Genomic DNA, 16,683 nt, shown 5'->3' with positions numbered 1-16,683 from the left:
GATATATATGGGAAGGCGGCAAAATGTTACGCTTCATGAAGAAACGATAGCGTTAATTAAAGAGTATCAGGAACAGCATCATATTCGGTATCCTGGTGAAGCCTTAGATCGAATGATTGAAGAGTGGGAAACGCAAAAATCGAAGGACAACTCTCAGGAATATGTCATGAGTTTAATGGCTCAACGTTTTCAAGACGTGTTTTCTGAAGAGATGAAACGACTTAAGTTGGCAGCCAATCGAAGCGACAAAAATACGCAGGTTCTCCTTGAATTAATGAACGGTTTTGCGATGGATCAGAACTTAGAAAGTTGTGTGACGACACCGATCTTTGAGAGCCAAGCGATGAAGGATGCGAAACAAGCGGTGGAAGAAAAAATCAGTCATCAGCGTCAAAAGAGAATCAGTTCCGGAGAGACTCAACCAGCATCAAGCTAAATATTAATGAGGAGTTATCCAATAAAGGAGTGGAAGAGATGCTTTTGTTTAATAGCAATTATGAAGTGGGTGTGTTTAAGCGTTTAAGTGAAAATAATAAGTTGGTGATGGACGTGGGACAGGAGGAATATACCCTAACGTTAAGAGATGAGGAAATGGATGATCTGGAGCAGCACTTGGTGAATCAAGAGAACCTACTCATTCCCTTTCATAAGAAAACAAAGGAACTGATATTAAATACAGAACCCAATTACGATGAGGAAGAAATGGAAGAGCTCATGAACATCAGTGAGGGAGCTAAGGATCATGGGGAGAACTAAACGGTCCTATAAGCAGAAATCATCGGAAAAGGTTAAAGAGGAGATCAATCGACTGACAGAGGGAATGGAAAAAAGTATTTCTAACCACTTTCATTCTCCCGAACAAATGAAAGAGTATCTAGACTTTATGGGGAAGTTCCACCGGTATTCTCCGCGTAATACGGCACTGATTGATTCACAGTTTCCAGGAGCCGAAGCTGTAGGATCTTACGCCTTCTGGAAAGATAAAGGGTTTTCTGTAAACAAAGGGGAGAAAAGTCTAAAGGTTCTCGTGCCCAATCGGTTAGGCAAGCAGTTTCAAGATGAAGAAGGCGAATGGAAACCTTTGAAATATGCAACGAAAAAAGAAAAGCAACAAGTCAAAGACGGCCAACTCGATAAACGAGATGGCCGTCTTGTTTATTCTACCGGGAGTGTGTTTGATGTTTCCCAGACAACGGCCACTCAAAAAGATCTGCCTCAGATCTTTCCTAACAAATGGATCGATGGGGAGGTTGAAAACTACAGTCAGCTTCGACAAGGGATGGAGGCTATAGCCGATAAAAATAATATTCAAATTGTAAATCCTTATGAAGAGTTAGGAGCAGCCAAAGGAGTAAGTTATACCGGACGAGGAGAAGTAGCTCTTAATCCGCGTAACTCTGAACGACAAGACACAAAGACTCTGTTACATGAACTGACTCATGCCAAGCTTCATACAAAAGAAAACATGAATGACTACACCAAACCCGAGAAAGAATTTCAGGCAGAAATGACAGCTTATACGGTTGCTTCTTATTTCAATATTGATACCAGCGACTACTCATTAGATTATCTGCACCACTGGACCAAGGATCATGAATTAAAAGACCATGAAAGTTTATTAAAGGAGGTTCAGTCAACAGCTAAAGAGTTTATTACAACCATTGAAGATTCTATGGGCCAAGAAAAGGAAGGGGAGAAAGGTATGAGTGTTAAAGAACCAAAACATGAAATGGAAGAGGAGAAACAAGAAAGAGAGAGATTACCTTCAGAAAAGCTTCGGGAGATGTACAGAAGCCAGGTGAGCAAAGGTGAGAAGGATAGCGGACCGTTTGGTAAGGAAGAAAAGGTAGGAGAGGAATATTCTCATCAAGATTTCAAAGACGCTTATAAAAAGGAGCTCATGAACTTTATTGAACCAACCGTCGGAAAAGAATTAGATAAAGAAGAAAATACAGACCGACAAGAACGTTTGAATCAGATGCGTGCTTTTCAAGAGACTCACAGTAAAGAAGAGGTGTACCAAATTAAAAAGGAATCTCTTCAAGAATTAAAAGAGCTACCTTTAACGGATCGTGGAGAGCAGCGACTATCTCAAATCGAAAGTAAGCTGGATCGAGAATTTCATGGAGAGAAAGAAAAAGAAAACATCTCTTCGGTAATGAAAAATGGAAATGAGGATAAGAAGTCTTTTCAACAGAAGGAAAAGCAAAAAGAAAAAGTAGAGATTGAACGCTAGGCAGGGAGTTTTCTCCCTGTCTTTTTTTATACCTAAATTTAGAAAGGAGGAAGTGCTGCATGGCCAAACATGTAAGCGCGGACCAAGTGGAGGTTGCTCGGAATGTGGATCTCATAGACTATCTGGAGCGTAAAGGTGAGCCCTTGAAGAAAGAGGGAAGGTACTATCGCCACCAAGTGCATGACAGCCTAGTGATTAAAGACCAAATGTATGCCTGGAACTCAAGAGACGAAAAGGGTGCTGGAGTCATTAACTTCGCCAAAATGTTTTATGGAATGAGTTTTCCGGAAGCTGTTCTGGATCTAAATGCGCAAGGTTATAGAGTGAAAGACAATGTCCAAGAGCAAAAGCCTAAGGATCCTTATCAATATCCCTCTCATTATGAAGTGAACGATAGGACAAAAGCTATAGATTATCTTACAAAAGAACGGAAAATTCATCCTAAGATTGTTGATTGGCTTGATAATAAAGAGTTAATCGCACAGGACAAGCTCGGGAATGTAGTGTTTAAGTGGAAGCATCAAGGGGAGATTGTAGGGGCAGATCGACAAGGTACTTCTCCAATGAAAGATGGGCGAATGTTTAAAGGTATTGATAGAAACAGCCAAGGATCTGCTGGTTTTTCTGTAGATATTGGTCAGCCGAATTCTATTTACCTTTTTGAAAGTCCGATTGATGCATTGTCTTATTGGAGCATTAAGAAAGAGAAGCTGCAAAAAACTCGATTAGTTTCCATGTCGGGGCTCAAACGACAGACCATGATTGATGAAATTAAACGGATGGGCAAGGAAGGTCATAAGGTCAAAAAAATTACTTTTTGTACGGATAATGATAAGGCTGGAAGGGAGTTTGCAAATAAATATAACTATTTGATAACTAAGAGACTATCAAATTTGGATATACCACGATTTAAGGATTGGAATGAAGAGTTAAGGAATTCCATAAAAGAACGAGGGGGAAATGTTAAGCAATTTAAGCAAATAGGTGAAGGTCACATTGATCTAGACGCAGAAAGAAGGAGAGAGTGAAAAATACATTTTTAAGATGAATTGAATACAGGTATAACGTTGACTTCTTTTTGCTATCCGTTTTAAAGAGGATTTTCATTAGAATCAATTCAACACTTGATAAATTCCAATATTACATTTTTTCCTGAACAAGGATATTTGTAATACAATAAGGAGTCAGTTATCTAATTTATTTTCTAAAGTAAGGTGAGTCAGACAGGGGCGTTTAATAGATAGCGACATAAATTTTTAATAAGACGAGATCATTGATCAATTTGTAAAATCTGCAGTGGAAATAACTTTGAAAGACTATAATCGATCTTATCTGATCTGAAAATACACCTGGATCCGGCGAACTTTCCGGGGCCAGGTGTATTAGATTAGTGTTTGTCCTCTTCCAAATAAAGCTCATCCATAATTAAATCTCCCTGCCCCAGGCCTTCTAAGTAACCCTCATAAGTAAGTATTTTCACCTTCAATCGGTTCATTTCATAATCAAGATCTCCAAAATACATATGAATTTCTTTCAACACCTGTTTCAACTCTTCGTTTAACTCTTGCTTAACTAAAACCTCTTGCCACTTGTCCAAATTTCGCATAGTAGTATTCATTTCTTTTCGCCTCCTTACTCTATAATCGTTTGTAAGGAGACTTTTGGTGTCATGTTTAGCGAATTTTGTTTTGTAAATTCTTACGTGAACTTGATTAGTCTTCAATTTTAAGCTCGAATTCCTCAACATTCTTACTGAATTCTACAGATATCCCTATTTGGTGACACGATTAAACTGCGGGACAAAACGTAAAGACTCAGTAACTAAACGGGATAAACAAGTGTTTAAAAGTGTTTTTGGGTGTAGCTTCGATTGGATGACTTAGTATCCTTATTAAGGTTAAGGCTAATAAAAATAGCTAGTTGTAGACATCAAAAATAAGTAGTTCTAAAGATACCTCTATAGAGAACTATTTTCCAATGAAAAAGGTAGTATTAAGGATATGTGTGTTAAACTGGAATTAATATTTTTCCATATTTTAGATGGGTAGTCTTAATGAGAAGTAATGGCATGTGGTGAATAACAGAAAACAAGAAAAATTTTATGAGGTGTAATTCTATGAATGCTATTAATAGAGAAGCAGGGGAACAAGGAAAGGGTTTTCGTCTGCAAAGACTAAGAGCTATTAAACTTCTGTTTGATAAAATGGCAGCTTCAGAAAGAGCAATTATATATGCCGGGACAGAGTATTTAGATGATGTTTATATAAATACTATAGAACATGATAAGGTCGAGACTTTAACCGAAGGCGATAAGAACTATAACCCTGAAAAGTCATTCAGTTTTATGTCAAAAGAAGTTAAAAATTCAGTTGTTATTTTTTTGGATTGCTGGTTTCAGAATAATATTAAAGGGCTCGTCTTTTGTTTTTATACTACCGTTAAAATTGGTAAGGAGAATAATACACAACGGACTCGGAAACTAGGGATAACTTTACCTAACAATCCTATAATCGAGCTTTTAAAAAATAAAAAATATGATGATGAGTATTTACTTCCAACTGTTAAAGCAGTCCTTATTGATGAGTATAAAACCCAATATGAAGGTAAAGAAGAAGAAGGGTATCTTTCTGCTATTTTGGAAATGAAAGATGAATTATGGATTGACTTTCTAAATAGAATAGATTGGAAATTTGAAGAAGAAGATGAACTCGCATTAGAGGAAACTATTAAAGAGCAAATCAGAAATCAATCTTTCTATAGAATTGACTTTGACGGAAAAGAATCTTACGTTATCGCAGGCTTGTTAGATGAATTTGAGAAAAGACAAAATATAAAAGATCTTTTTGGTAGGTTAATCCATGATTCGCTAGTAAGGCAAGTATTACTAGAAGTAGGAAATAATCAATATAAAATTACAGACCCAGTATACAAGCAATGGAAACAGCTTGACCCTTCGGATAATAGAAATCTAGAAGAAAAAATAGAATCCGTCACCACAGATTATAATAAAAAGAAACTAAGGATGTTCGCGAGAAAGGTAGGAGCAGTAAAAATAGAATTGTCAAAAATTGATAATAAAGAAAGAGGATCCTACCAGTACAGAATATTCGATGCATGCGAGGAGAAATTACTTGATATGATTGAGGATGTTAATGATGGAAAGGTAGAACCTAGTGTAGTCGATAAGTGGATTGATGAGTTAGTTGATTTTTCGGAAATTCATCTTGAGGAGATGTCAAAAGATTTTACTTATGCATACCAGAATAAGAATACATTAAGAAGCACTATCCTTGAGTTGTTTGATAGCTGCTATCTTTCTTTTGATGGGTGATTTTATGAGCGAGAATAATAAAAACGAATACACACACATAAATATAAAGAAAAAAATTATGTTTAGCAGGGATGAAGACTATTATTTCATAACATATAATCTGCTGATTATCCTTAATACTCTTGATTGTACAAGTTCAAAGACTAAATGGACGGATTATACTAAGCTAATCTATTTGATTCCTTTGGTAGCTGATTCAAAACTGTTAGCTACATATATAAAATATCTAAAAACAAACAAATCTCCTTCTAAAGAAGATTATGAAGTTATGAAGGAGACTTACATCAAAAGCAGATTGAAATTAAACCTTATAACTTCTATTATTTTCACTCTCGAATCAGAAGATTTGATTGGATTAATAAAAAATAATAAACGTCATACGATTGATATTTGGCTAAATAAAGATAAAATTTCTAAAGAATTACTGAAGTCAAGTTTATTTGATATTGAAATAAATAATGCGAAGAAATTAAAAACTGAAATAAAGCGTTTGAAATCTCTTGGAATTAAGACTTTGTTAGAAAGGCTTTACACAAATAATGGAGTGAGAGTATGGGACAATTAGTAATTGAAAAAATTATTTATAAAGGCGATAACTATCACTATTTATCCAAAGATCTTCAAAAGGGAATACAAATAATAGAAGCTGAAAATGGGGCAGGAAAAACTACCTTTAGTTCTTTTATTTGTTATGGGCTGGGCATGAGCGTTAAACAATTTGACTTTAGGAATAAAAAAGAAAATCATACTGAAATATATAATGACACTAATAATTATGTTTTATTAAAAGTGTTAATTAATGGCGAACCTTATGAGTTCACGAGGTATTTTAATCCTAAAAACAATAATGTCATTTTCATTAAAGGCCGCAACAGTGAAGAAAGCTACTTTATATATAGAAATGCAGTTTCTAAAGAGAGCGATTGGATTTTTTCGGATTGGATCTTAAATAAATTAGGAATTGAAGTTTGTGAAATATATCAAGGTATTAAGAAGTTTAAAATTAACTTTTCTGATCTTTTTCGTTTAATTCACTATGACCAAGATACGAATGCTAAAAAAATATTCAAAGACCATAGGAATAACAATAATTTCGTAGCCGATTCTAATGCAATAAGAAAAGTAATCTTTGAACTCTTAATTGGATATAAATTTTCTGACTACTATGCGAAAGTGGGAGATTATAATAAAACAGAACGAGAAAAAAATACATATAAATCAACCTTAGATAATTATATAGATATGGTCGGTAAAATGGGTTATAAAATAAAAGAGTTAAATCAACTCGAACTTAAAGAAAAGATAAATGACTTTCAACTTCAATTAAATAAACTAGAGTTATACAGAAAAACTTTGAAAACAAACAATTATAAATCAACTAATTTTGATAATTACATAAGAAGGTTGCGGGAGAGTCTTTTAGAAATTAATAGTTCGTATTTAGAATTAAGGCAAAGTAAGACGGTTACATCTAAGGAATTAAAGGATTTATTAAAATTAAAAGAAGAAATAATCCTTGAATCAACTCAAATAAAAAAGATAATATTAGCTCATGAAGAACTTAACCTTTTTTCTCCAAATACTTGTCCGTCTTGTCTTAAGAAAGTAAACAGAAAAGAGAACCATTGTATATGTGGCAATCCTATTGATGAGAGTCAATATGAAAAGTTTTTTTATAGTTCTGATGAATACTTAGAAATTCTTAAGTCTAAACAAAAATCGGAAGAGACTATTGAAACCGCTATAGTTGCCTGCGAAGAAGAATTAGATGAAATTGAAAATGAAATAATTAAAACAGAGACAGAAAAAAATAAATTAAATAAAGAACTTTACCAATTAGAGGAAAATGCGTCATCGGTTAACAATGATTTAGAGTTAAATAAGGTTAACGATCAAATACTAAAAATAAAAGATGAAATACAGACTTTAGAACAAAAAATTAAGATAATTGACCAATACGAAAATATAAACAGCAATTACATTAGCTCCAAAAATAAACTAAGTAAATTATCTCAGCAATTAAATAGAATGGAAAAAGAAGTAGAAGAATTAATGGATGAGCAAGTTAAGAAATTTAATGAAATTTATGAAGACCTCCTTAAAAAAGCTGATCAAAATGTTGAAAAAGCTGAATTAGATGAGGATTATATGCCTGTAGTTAATAAAGGCGAATATAGACAAGCAAGTTCATATGTTCCTAGGAGATTCCTATATTATGTAACCTTAATAAAAATGTCTCTAGATATTAAAAAGGTACCCTTTCCTAAGTTTTTACTAATAGATACACCAGAAAACTTAGGGATTGATGAAAAGAATCTGATTAAGTGTATCTCACTTTTAGATGAATTATACGGATACGATATAAATGAAAATACTTTTGATAACCCCTTTCTCACAGAGCCAAAATTTCAAATCTTATTAACTACTGGATTGAATAAATATCCTTCCAAGTACGAAAATTTAGTTGTAGAGACCTTAACGGAAGAAAATAAATTATTGAGCAAGAATTGATTATTAATAATGTGTTAAGTACATCATTTTTTGTGGAGAAAATAGTTCTTACCAATTGATTCAATGTGCCTGGATTTTGACTGGGAAACACTCATAAATGTCGAGGTTCTATTTAACAAAATACACCTAAATTCATTTAATAAAAGGGATTATAGAAGGAATTGTCGTTTCTATTTTTAGCTATTTATATCAAAAGAGGAATGGGCGGAAAAATGTAAAGTTCTCCTTACACAATCTACTTTGCTTAATAGCTGCCAGACTGAAAGCATAATTTTTATAAATGTACCCAGTATATGAGAAGGGCGCACCTAAGCCAGAAAACCAACACAGGAGGAGATCAATATAACTGAAACAATCTATAAGGACGTTAAAACAGACGATTACCTTCAGGAGGAGGTCACTAAAGCTAAATCGAACGGTACTATGCTCGGTGTAGGAAATGATAAGTTCAATCCAGAAAGAACTGTTACAAGGCAGAACTTGCAGGTGTTGCAAATCGAGCGTACTAAAAAGCGGTGGAAGATTTCGGGGAAACCTAAGCACAGCAAATACTTGTATTTAACAACGATTCAATTGTAATATTAATACCCGAAACTGGGCTTTCGCTTATTGTTTGAACTTAACTAATCTTTTGTGGGTGCAAGCTTAAAGGAAATAAGGCGTATTAAAACATGATTGAGTTGCCTTTGTTTAGCACTTTCCTTAACCAATTAGCATAATTATAATTGAGTTGATCATCTCGAATAAGGTCATACATTATGATACAATTAAGTTAGATTTAATGTTACCAGTATGGATGAATGGGGATGAGAAAGGAGGAATTTGAATGGGTATGAGAGAATTATCTGATCATATCTTATCGGTTGCTCGTCAAAACAATAGATCGGTTACAAACCTCCAGCTTCAAAAAGTTTTATTTTTTACCTTAGGTCTTCATATGCGTAGATCGGGAGAAATTGATGCCCTAGCAGATGAAATATATGATATCCCTTTTCAAAAGTGGAAGTATGGACCTGTGGTAGAGGGGCTTTACTATGATTACAATTTGTATGGAAGTAGACCAATAAACTTGGAAGAAGCTCAACAGCACGAAGAATATAATATTCTAAACAATTATATATTGAATTTATTAGATGTAGATGTTTTTAAATTGGTGCAAATGTCTCACCAATTTCCTTCTTGGAATAATTACGAAGATCAGATTATTAACATGGCACCGGTTCCACCCTATGAATTAACTGAAATATTTGAGGATTTTAGTCAAAATGAATGAATATCAAAGTTTTTTTGCTTCTTTTAGAAAATATATAAAGAAATTAGATAGCAGTTACATGGATCAACCTTCAGAAGATCCAGATAATTTTTTAGATGAGATGTCCAAAAGCAATAGCCCCACGCCAAAAAAAGAAGCTCCTTATACCCCTTTGGCCGTAGAAGAATTTAAAGAGATGATCTCAATTTTAGATAAAACAGAATTCATAGAAGATGTAATACCTTATTCTGAAATTACAAGCATTATATTTCACGACACTCAGCCAGAACTATTAGGAGCTTTAGAAAAATATTTAGAATTGAATTGGGAAGATTATAATAAGAAGTTACCTCCTGATGTAAGGCTAAAAACATCTCTCAAAAGGAAATTTCTAAAGATTAAAGAACATGTGGGGCTTTCAACTGTCCAAAGAAATCATGTGAATCTTAGATTAAGTGCTAAGTTGGATAAGGTTAATAAGGATATGAGTGACCTTGAGAAAAAGATGAAAGGTTATAAAGACCTCCTAGCCGATACTGAAGATAGAGTACAGAAAAAATACGATGATATTATTACTCAATTTATAGCGATTCTGGGGATATTTGCAGCCATTCTTATGGGCGCATTTGGCTCAATTCAAGGCTTTACAAGTATGTTTAATAATGCTGCAAGTCTTCCAGTTGGTAAAATGTTGGTTGCAAGCTCTATTGGCGGTTCAGCAGTTGTGTTAATACTTTTTCTTTTATTTAATGCAGTTTCTAAACTGACTGGCAAGAGATTATCAAGTTGCAATTGCCACATGAGGAGAAAAAAGAAAGGCATCTTGCAACAGGGATTTAGCGCATTGTTTGGCGGAGAAGAAAGCGAAGACGAAGTTTGTAAATGTTCTCTTTTCGACAAACATCCTTCTGTAGTAATTATCCATTATTTATTGTATTTCATATCTATCACTGGGTTTGTTTTAATTTACTTAGATGAAAGCTCCTTGTTTGCCTCAGTGTTTACAAGCCCAATTTCTATTCCTGCTACAGTATTAGTTACATACATAATTTCTACTTTGTCTCTGCTGCTCTTGCATATTGGGTTTGTGACAAAGAAAAAGGGTCAAGTATGGTATGAGAAAATTTGGAACCATTTAAGGACTGCTTTAGGAAAAATTAGAAAAAACCAATCAGTGAAAAAAAATCCTCAATGAAATTGAGGATTTTTTTATATGAAAGAGTTTAGGATTTACTTTTTAAAGCCTAATTATCTGTTGTTGACGAAACTCGTCAACAACGATCAAATTTAATCCTAAACAAACATAAAATCATCCGATTAAAAACTTAAGAGTTGCAACCCATCCAAGTGAAGTATCTAAAAATTGACATACTTTTTGACATACTATTACTCACTTTTGATTAAAACCTTATATATTCGATAAAGTAGATTAGCCTAACTTTGCTTATAACCAGAATTGGTTTTAACACTATTATTCATTATTTATCATAAGGAACCCATGGGCGGCATGATGTAAGGTTTTCCTTACACTCCCCCTTGCACACAATAAAGCTACCAAATAAAAAGAACCTATTTCCATTACAAGGAAGTAGGTTCTTTGTTTATATACTAATTTCTTTTACCTATTATTAATTAATAGTTTCTGAGCTGACCCATTTGCACGCAGTTTATTTAGTTTCTATTAAATATAATGAGATAAGCTCTGTTTATTAAGGTGATTTAATTACTACGATAAATCATTTAAAAGTTGTAGAAGTCTTTCAATGGATGTTTTTTTAATTGGGTAATTTTTTTTAATAAATTTTCTCCTTTTATGTTTTATTTTTTTTCTGTATGTTCTGCAATTGAAAAATTTATTAATTTTGTGGGCAAGTTCATGAGGGTTAGTGTTAGAGGTTTCTCCCAACGAATTAAAATATCCTGAGTCAAACGGGGAAGGGGTAAGCAGTATAAATACAGGTTTATTCTTTAGCATGGCTTCTAAGGCTACAGTTGAAGTGTACGTTACTGTAAGATCACAATGATGAATTAGATCATATAAGTGAAAGCCTCTAGAATGGTAAACATGGGAGGAAAGGTGAGTTAATTGATGTGGAGTGGTTTTAGGAAAGTCCTTAATAATAATATTATATAGCCCTTGCTTAATTAATTCTTCTAATAAAACTTTCCATTTTCCTATATGATCCTGCTTTCTAACTGTGATTAAGATATTTTTTTTCTTTTTATCTAAACCCAATTCTTTATTTAGTTCCTCTTTAGAAACTGTGGCATTAGTATTCACGTAGTCAAATCTAGGGTGACCTATAATTTCTAACGCTTCTTTAGGTACACCTAATTCAAGATACCATTCTTTTTCAAAATGCCCATATATGGCTTCTACGTCAGCTATTTTTGGCATGTACGCATGCTTACTGGCTAAAATACTGTGTTGCATACTAATAGTAGGAATACCTTCTAGAGATGCAACCATAGAGATCGTCCTGCTTTGATAATAATCAGTTGAAGAAAATATAAAACAAGAAACAGATATGTTATTAATAAAGTTTATCGTCTCTTCTATCTTTATAATTATTCCTTTTATTTGTTGATCAAACTCATGGAGGAAATCATCATCCCTAAGTGGATGAGTTGGATGTAGAGAGGCAATTGATCTTGCTTCTTGCCGAACCTTATTTATTTCTGCAGATACATCACTTCCAAAATCATTTAAGTAGTATGAGGGTAAATTTCCTTTATCTTCATTGTGTAGGTAGGGGGAATGTCCTGAAACCTCAACTGCTCCAATAGCTTTTTTTCTTCTATTGTCTGTCGGTTTTTTATCGTGAATAAAGATGGTTTTAGCTGGATCAAAATTATCTTCAATAATTTTAGAAGGGAAACGTAATATATTTGCTGCGTTGTGGAGAACTATTTTCCCTTCCATCTTTTTTCTTTCTTTTCTAGGAAGAGAATTTTTGTATTCTGTATAAATTTGTTGGAGTTCTTTTTCTTCATTAATGTTGCTGTACAGTAACTTTATAAAGTTATTAGATAGAAGTTTCCCTTTAATTAATTTATTGTTCCTAACCAATCCTCTGAATTGGCACATGTAGGGAATTGATAAACCCTTGTATTCCAATTTTTTAAACATTTCAAGAAAGTCATTATACAAAGACCAATAATTTTTTTCATAGTTATTCAATTAATATGCTCCTCTCAGTAAAAAGTCTATAATTCTACCATTTCATATAGTATATGTTGTCCGTCATCTTCATGTGTAAATAAAAAGCCACTAGGAGCTACCTAAGTTTTTATCTTTCTAAATTGGTCTAATCACAAAGTATGGACCCACTATTTCATATTCTTCATGATTAAAGCACGGGTATGGTAGTTCTACATGAACAATACAAAAAAATGACATTCTCTGTGCCCAACTGTTTACAGGCACTCTTCTTTTATAACATGGATTATTTTACTTTATTGAACTGTGCTGCTTTTTTTCTTTGTAGTGTTTTTTTATATAAAAAAATAGGATTGCACACGTTTCAATCCCTCATAGAATTTCGGGGTATGAACATGTTTAGAAATGAAGAGGGGTTCGAGAGAGTGAAAGTTAAAAGATTGGTCAGCGTATAGATATAATTATTGCCATTTTATTGTCAATCGTATGTCTAGTTAGATGTAATTATCATACAGAGTCCCCTTGAACAAAAAAGAGGACGGTATCCATTTTTTAGAAATTATTGGAGGGGGTCAATGGGTGGATAAAATGATTAGCAAGGCAATCTCCGTATCTACAGATCCGAAACGAATAGAGAAGATCATCCAACAAGCAAAGAAAAATAAAGAAGAAATTGTTAAGAATAAAAAGGTCTACTTTGATGAAAGTAAAAACGAACAAACGAAACAAGAATATTATGCGTCTGTTAACTTTTCGGATCCTGCCAACAGCATGGCTATAGAAAAGGTTATAGAATTAATTCAGTCCACACATAACAACTACTTACACTATGACCCGAGCTCATATGTTTACCCTTGGGTAGACCTGCGACCTGATGGTAAGTTGCAAAGCATATATTCCGGAGAGATAAGAGCGCCGGAAGACGTTATACAGGAAGATTATGCTGCTTCGCAAAAACGTGAACAAAAGATCAGAGCAAACAAAGAGGGGGAGAATCTGCTGAAAGTGATGGCAGAGGCCGTTACCGCCTTTAAATACAATTGTGAACATGCCGTTCCTCAATCCTGGTATGACGCACAAGAGCCTATGCGGGGGGACCTGCATCATTTATTTACGTGCGAACCTCTATGTAATTCAATCAGAAGTAATTATCCTTATCATGATTTTCATGATTATCCAGCTGAACAAAAGGTGGAGGTTCTTCGAATCGAAGATCAATGTGGGAAAGCAGAGGATGAGTTATTTGAACCGGAATACGCCAAAGGCACGGTGGCTCGTGCGATGCTTTATTTCTTGTTGAGATATCCGGATGGTTTGGAAACGAATCATGGAGGAAAAATTGATGTCGATCTTATGCTTGAATGGCATAAAAATGAACCGCCTGAAGTTTATGAACTTCACCGGAATCAGGCAATTTTTGAGCTTCAGGGAAATCGGAACCCGTTTATTGATTATCCGGTTGAGATGGCAGAGTTATTCAGTAATAAACAAAGGTAAAAACTTTCGTTCAGTGTATGGTGCCTGTCCCGCAATGATTTAGCGGGGCAGGCACTTTTGCGTAGACCATTCCTGAAAATGAAGCTTACTATTGTACAGTGGGTTCACAGACCGCCCTATTAATCCTGTTCTATTGAAAAAGTATTGTATAATAAAAGGCGACTAATTACGTTTCAATACCTCATAGATTCAGTATTTAGAGTGTGGGAATGGAAGAGGGGATTGAGAGAGTGAAAGTTAAAAAAATAGGTAAGCGGATCGCTATGGTTATTGCCATTTTCATTTTGTTCCTTTTTATAAACAATAGTTCTTTTTTTATGAATGAAGGGACAGAGGATCCTGTATTGTTAGCCCATGTAGGTATGGCCCAGACTTATCCTATGGACAATATTAAGAATGACACCTGTACCGCTGAAAGAATTTATGAACCAGAACACTCATACATTGGGAACACCATACCTTCCATGGAGGCAGCTTTCAAAGAGGGTGCCGACACTGTAGAGTTCGATATTCACCCCACAAAAGATGATAAGTTTGCCGTATTCCATGACTGGGCTTTGGATTGCAGAACCGATGGACATGGAGTAACAAGAGAGCATACCTTAGAAGAATTGAAACAATTGGATGTAGGCTATGGTTACACGGCGGACGGCGGAAAAACGTTTCCATTCCGAGGAGAAGGAATCGGCCTGATGCCATCCCTGGATGAGGTACTTAATCGTTTCCCCGAGCAACCTTTCCTTATAAATATAAAGAGTAATGATCCTGAGGAAGGTGAACAATTAGCCCAGTACCTTTCAACGTTTCCAAAGGAGCGGATAGATAAACTTTCTGTTTATGGGGGAGATGCCCCTATACAAGTATTGAAAGAAGAGGTACCGGGCTTACGTGTGATGTCTATGGAAACATTGAAAAGCTGCTTGATTTCTTATGAAGCTGTAGGCTGGTCAGGATATATACCTTCCAGTTGTAAAAATACTCAACTGCACATACCAGAGAAATATGCCTCATGGATATGGGGATTTCCTGCCAAATTCTTAAAAAGGATGGAGTCAGTAAACACGAAGGTGGTTCTTGTGGCTGGAGAGGGAAAATGGTCGGAAGGCTTTGATGATAAGAAAGACTTTCAACGTGTCCCTGAGAATTATGATGGGATGATTTGGACGAACCGAGTGGAGCGTATTGCAGAAATTGTTAAGGAATAAGTGTATTAGTTAATCTAAGCAGGACTCTCAAGGAATGAGAGTCCTGCTTTTTTTCGTTCATCCATCCATTAAATTTTGATGATTTTTCTATGTCATGGTTACTTAAATTCACTTCTGAGTTCAGTAAAAGCGACACAATGAATGCAAACTGTACGCAGCTATTAAAATCAATTTCTTACTTTTAAGTTTTAAAGGTAAAGAAGAAGGGGAAATTCTTTTCCAGGAAAACAACTAAAAGATGATGGGGTGGACATATGATAAAAACAGAGAAAATACCCTCCATATCAATAATCGGTTTGCTTGCGCTGATGATTATTTTTGGATGGTTCCGGTACGGATACGGGTTGTTGTTCAGTGAATTTAAGAAAGCATTCGGACTTTCTACTTCCATGTTAGGGGTGATCTCCAGTCTTACGTTTGTCACCTTTTTAGCGGGGGCGTTAATCGTTGTCCTATTCGTGGCAAGGTTCGGGTCACGGCATGTCATTATGGCTGGAATCATGACGGCTTCGACAGGGTTGTTGGTCGCCTCTCTTACGGGAAGTTGGCTTGTTTTTGCAGCCGCCTGTTTGCTTGCAGGATTCAGTCCTGGTCTGACATGGTCTTCTTTCTCCCAAAGTGTGCACGAGCACCTGCCTGAAAACATTCAAAAGCGGACGCTTGCCATCATCAGTACGGGTTCAACGGTGGGGCTGATTTTCATTTCTCTGATCTACTTGTTCCTGGACGGAAATTGGAGACTGATTTGGGGCGGTGGAGCTGTTGCGGGCTACCTCATCTATTGGTGGGCGTATAAGAAGGTACCGTATCAGAAAGAGAATTCAAGTGTGACGCGGATCAGAATCGCGGATCTTCGTCCTTTGTTCACGAAATATACGAAACCGTTCTATGCAGCGTCGTTCTTGTTCGGTTTCACGGAGTCTACCTATTGGACGTATTCCGCGGACTTTGTGCAGGATAATTTCTCTATCGCTAATTCAAATGCGATTTTCTTCTTGATCACAGGTGTAGGAGGCCTGGCCGGACTGTTAGGGGGAGAACTCATCAGTAAGTGGGGGATGAGGTTGAGTTTTACCATGACAATTGTTCTTTATTCCCTCAGCATGTCCGTCCTGTTCTTATCTCAAGGGTGGCTGCTTGTATGCTTCTCAGGATTGACGTTTGGAATCTCTTTCATGCTATACGCCGCATATCTGCCCATTTGGAGTGCGAAAGTTTTTCCGAAGTTTCCAGCCCAAGGGTTCAGCATCTGTATCATTGTATTGAATATCGGGGCGATTCTAGGCCCTGCAGTGTTCGGTTGGATTTTGGCTTATTCCACCTACAGCTTGATCTTTCTGCTGTTAGGAATCATCGGCTTGCTGAAATTGTTTGCTTTGCCGGTTCTGCGGAATGAATTTTAATAAAGAAAATCAATGTGCCGGTTTCATGAAAAAAGTTCTGCTCTCAATATGCGCGAGAGCAGAACTTTTTTTATTTGTTCCTTCAGGG

At 35.3% G+C, this 16,683-nt stretch carries 15 protein-coding genes; 13 read left to right on the top strand and 2 right to left on the bottom strand.

Going from position 1 to position 16,683, the window contains the following annotated elements:
- Nucleotides 1-7 precede the first annotated feature (7 nt).
- Genes ACQ4XT_RS02820 through ACQ4XT_RS02805 form a run of 4 tightly spaced genes read left to right on the top strand, consistent with a single transcriptional unit; the run spans nt 8 to nt 3,264 of the window.
- Complete coding sequence (locus tag ACQ4XT_RS02820; RefSeq protein WP_446852428.1) at nt 8-436, top strand: hypothetical protein; 429 nt, start codon at nt 8-10, stop codon at nt 434-436.
- 38 nt (nt 437-474) lie between these two features.
- Nucleotides 475-756, top strand: a complete 282-nt coding sequence (locus ACQ4XT_RS02815) for a hypothetical protein (protein ID WP_446852427.1) — start codon at nt 475-477, stop codon at nt 754-756.
- Nucleotides 743-2,236, top strand: a complete 1,494-nt coding sequence (locus tag ACQ4XT_RS02810) for an ImmA/IrrE family metallo-endopeptidase (RefSeq protein WP_446852426.1) — start codon at nt 743-745, stop codon at nt 2,234-2,236. Before ACQ4XT_RS02815 ends, ACQ4XT_RS02810 begins: the two co-directional genes overlap by 14 nt.
- A gap of 59 nt (nt 2,237-2,295) precedes the next feature.
- Nucleotides 2,296-3,264, top strand: coding sequence for a toprim domain-containing protein (locus tag ACQ4XT_RS02805; RefSeq protein WP_446852425.1), 969 nt, complete (start codon nt 2,296-2,298; stop codon nt 3,262-3,264).
- A 359-nt stretch (nt 3,265-3,623) separates the two neighbouring features.
- On the opposite strand, the gene ACQ4XT_RS02800 is transcribed toward ACQ4XT_RS02805, so the two are convergent.
- Nucleotides 3,624-3,854 (bottom strand): hypothetical protein, encoded by a 231-nt coding sequence (locus tag ACQ4XT_RS02800; RefSeq protein WP_446852424.1) that lies wholly within the window; start codon nt 3,852-3,854, stop codon nt 3,624-3,626.
- 498 nt (nt 3,855-4,352) lie between these two features.
- Between ACQ4XT_RS02800 and ACQ4XT_RS02795 the strand changes: the two genes are divergently transcribed.
- The 6 genes from ACQ4XT_RS02795 to ACQ4XT_RS02770 all read left to right on the top strand — a co-directional run bounded on the left by ACQ4XT_RS02795 (nt 4,353) and on the right by ACQ4XT_RS02770 (nt 10,525).
- Nucleotides 4,353-5,567 (top strand): hypothetical protein, encoded by a 1,215-nt coding sequence (locus ACQ4XT_RS02795; protein WP_446852423.1) that lies wholly within the window; start codon nt 4,353-4,355, stop codon nt 5,565-5,567.
- On the top strand, nt 5,536-6,132 hold the full coding sequence (locus tag ACQ4XT_RS02790; RefSeq protein WP_446852422.1) for a hypothetical protein: 597 nt from the start codon (nt 5,536-5,538) through the stop codon (nt 6,130-6,132). The genes ACQ4XT_RS02795 and ACQ4XT_RS02790 overlap by 32 nt, the downstream gene beginning before the upstream one ends.
- Entirely contained in the window at nt 6,120-8,078 is a 1,959-nt protein-coding gene (locus tag ACQ4XT_RS02785) for an AAA family ATPase (protein WP_446852421.1), read from the top strand. The genes ACQ4XT_RS02790 and ACQ4XT_RS02785 overlap by 13 nt, the downstream gene beginning before the upstream one ends.
- 336 nt (nt 8,079-8,414) lie before the next feature.
- The gene (locus ACQ4XT_RS02780) at nt 8,415-8,657 is read left to right on the top strand and encodes an S-layer homology domain-containing protein (RefSeq protein WP_446855566.1); all 243 of its coding nucleotides are present in this window, start codon (nt 8,415-8,417) and stop codon (nt 8,655-8,657) included.
- Nucleotides 8,658-8,904: 247 nt separating this feature from the next.
- Nucleotides 8,905-9,351 carry a Panacea domain-containing protein gene (locus ACQ4XT_RS02775; RefSeq protein ID WP_446852420.1) on the top strand — a complete coding sequence of 149 codons (447 nt, stop codon included), beginning with the start codon at nt 8,905-8,907 and terminating at the stop codon, nt 9,349-9,351.
- A complete protein-coding gene (locus ACQ4XT_RS02770; protein WP_446852419.1) occupies nt 9,344-10,525 on the top strand; it encodes a hypothetical protein in 1,182 nt (393 codons plus the stop codon). The genes ACQ4XT_RS02775 and ACQ4XT_RS02770 overlap by 8 nt, the downstream gene beginning before the upstream one ends.
- 531 nt (nt 10,526-11,056) lie before the next feature.
- On the opposite strand, the gene ACQ4XT_RS02765 is transcribed toward ACQ4XT_RS02770, so the two are convergent.
- Nucleotides 11,057-12,511, bottom strand: coding sequence for a CDP-glycerol glycerophosphotransferase family protein (locus ACQ4XT_RS02765; RefSeq protein WP_446852418.1), 1,455 nt, complete (start codon nt 12,509-12,511; stop codon nt 11,057-11,059).
- 567 nt (nt 12,512-13,078) lie between these two features.
- On the opposite strand from ACQ4XT_RS02765, the gene ACQ4XT_RS02760 reads away from it, so the two are divergent.
- The 3 genes from ACQ4XT_RS02760 to ACQ4XT_RS02750 all read left to right on the top strand — a co-directional run bounded on the left by ACQ4XT_RS02760 (nt 13,079) and on the right by ACQ4XT_RS02750 (nt 16,595).
- On the top strand, nt 13,079-13,987 hold the full coding sequence (locus ACQ4XT_RS02760; protein WP_446855564.1) for an endonuclease I family protein: 909 nt from the start codon (nt 13,079-13,081) through the stop codon (nt 13,985-13,987).
- 230 nt (nt 13,988-14,217) lie between these two features.
- Complete coding sequence (locus tag ACQ4XT_RS02755; RefSeq protein WP_446852417.1) at nt 14,218-15,192, top strand: glycerophosphodiester phosphodiesterase family protein; 975 nt, start codon at nt 14,218-14,220, stop codon at nt 15,190-15,192.
- A 254-nt stretch (nt 15,193-15,446) separates the two neighbouring features.
- Entirely contained in the window at nt 15,447-16,595 is a 1,149-nt protein-coding gene (locus ACQ4XT_RS02750; RefSeq protein ID WP_446852416.1) for an MFS transporter, read from the top strand.
- Nucleotides 16,596-16,683 lie beyond the last annotated feature (88 nt).

Source organism: Halobacillus sp. 12SKB, from assembly GCF_052941655.1.
The sequence above is the reverse complement of the archived record's forward strand: the minus strand, read 5'-3'. Positions and strand labels throughout refer to the sequence as shown.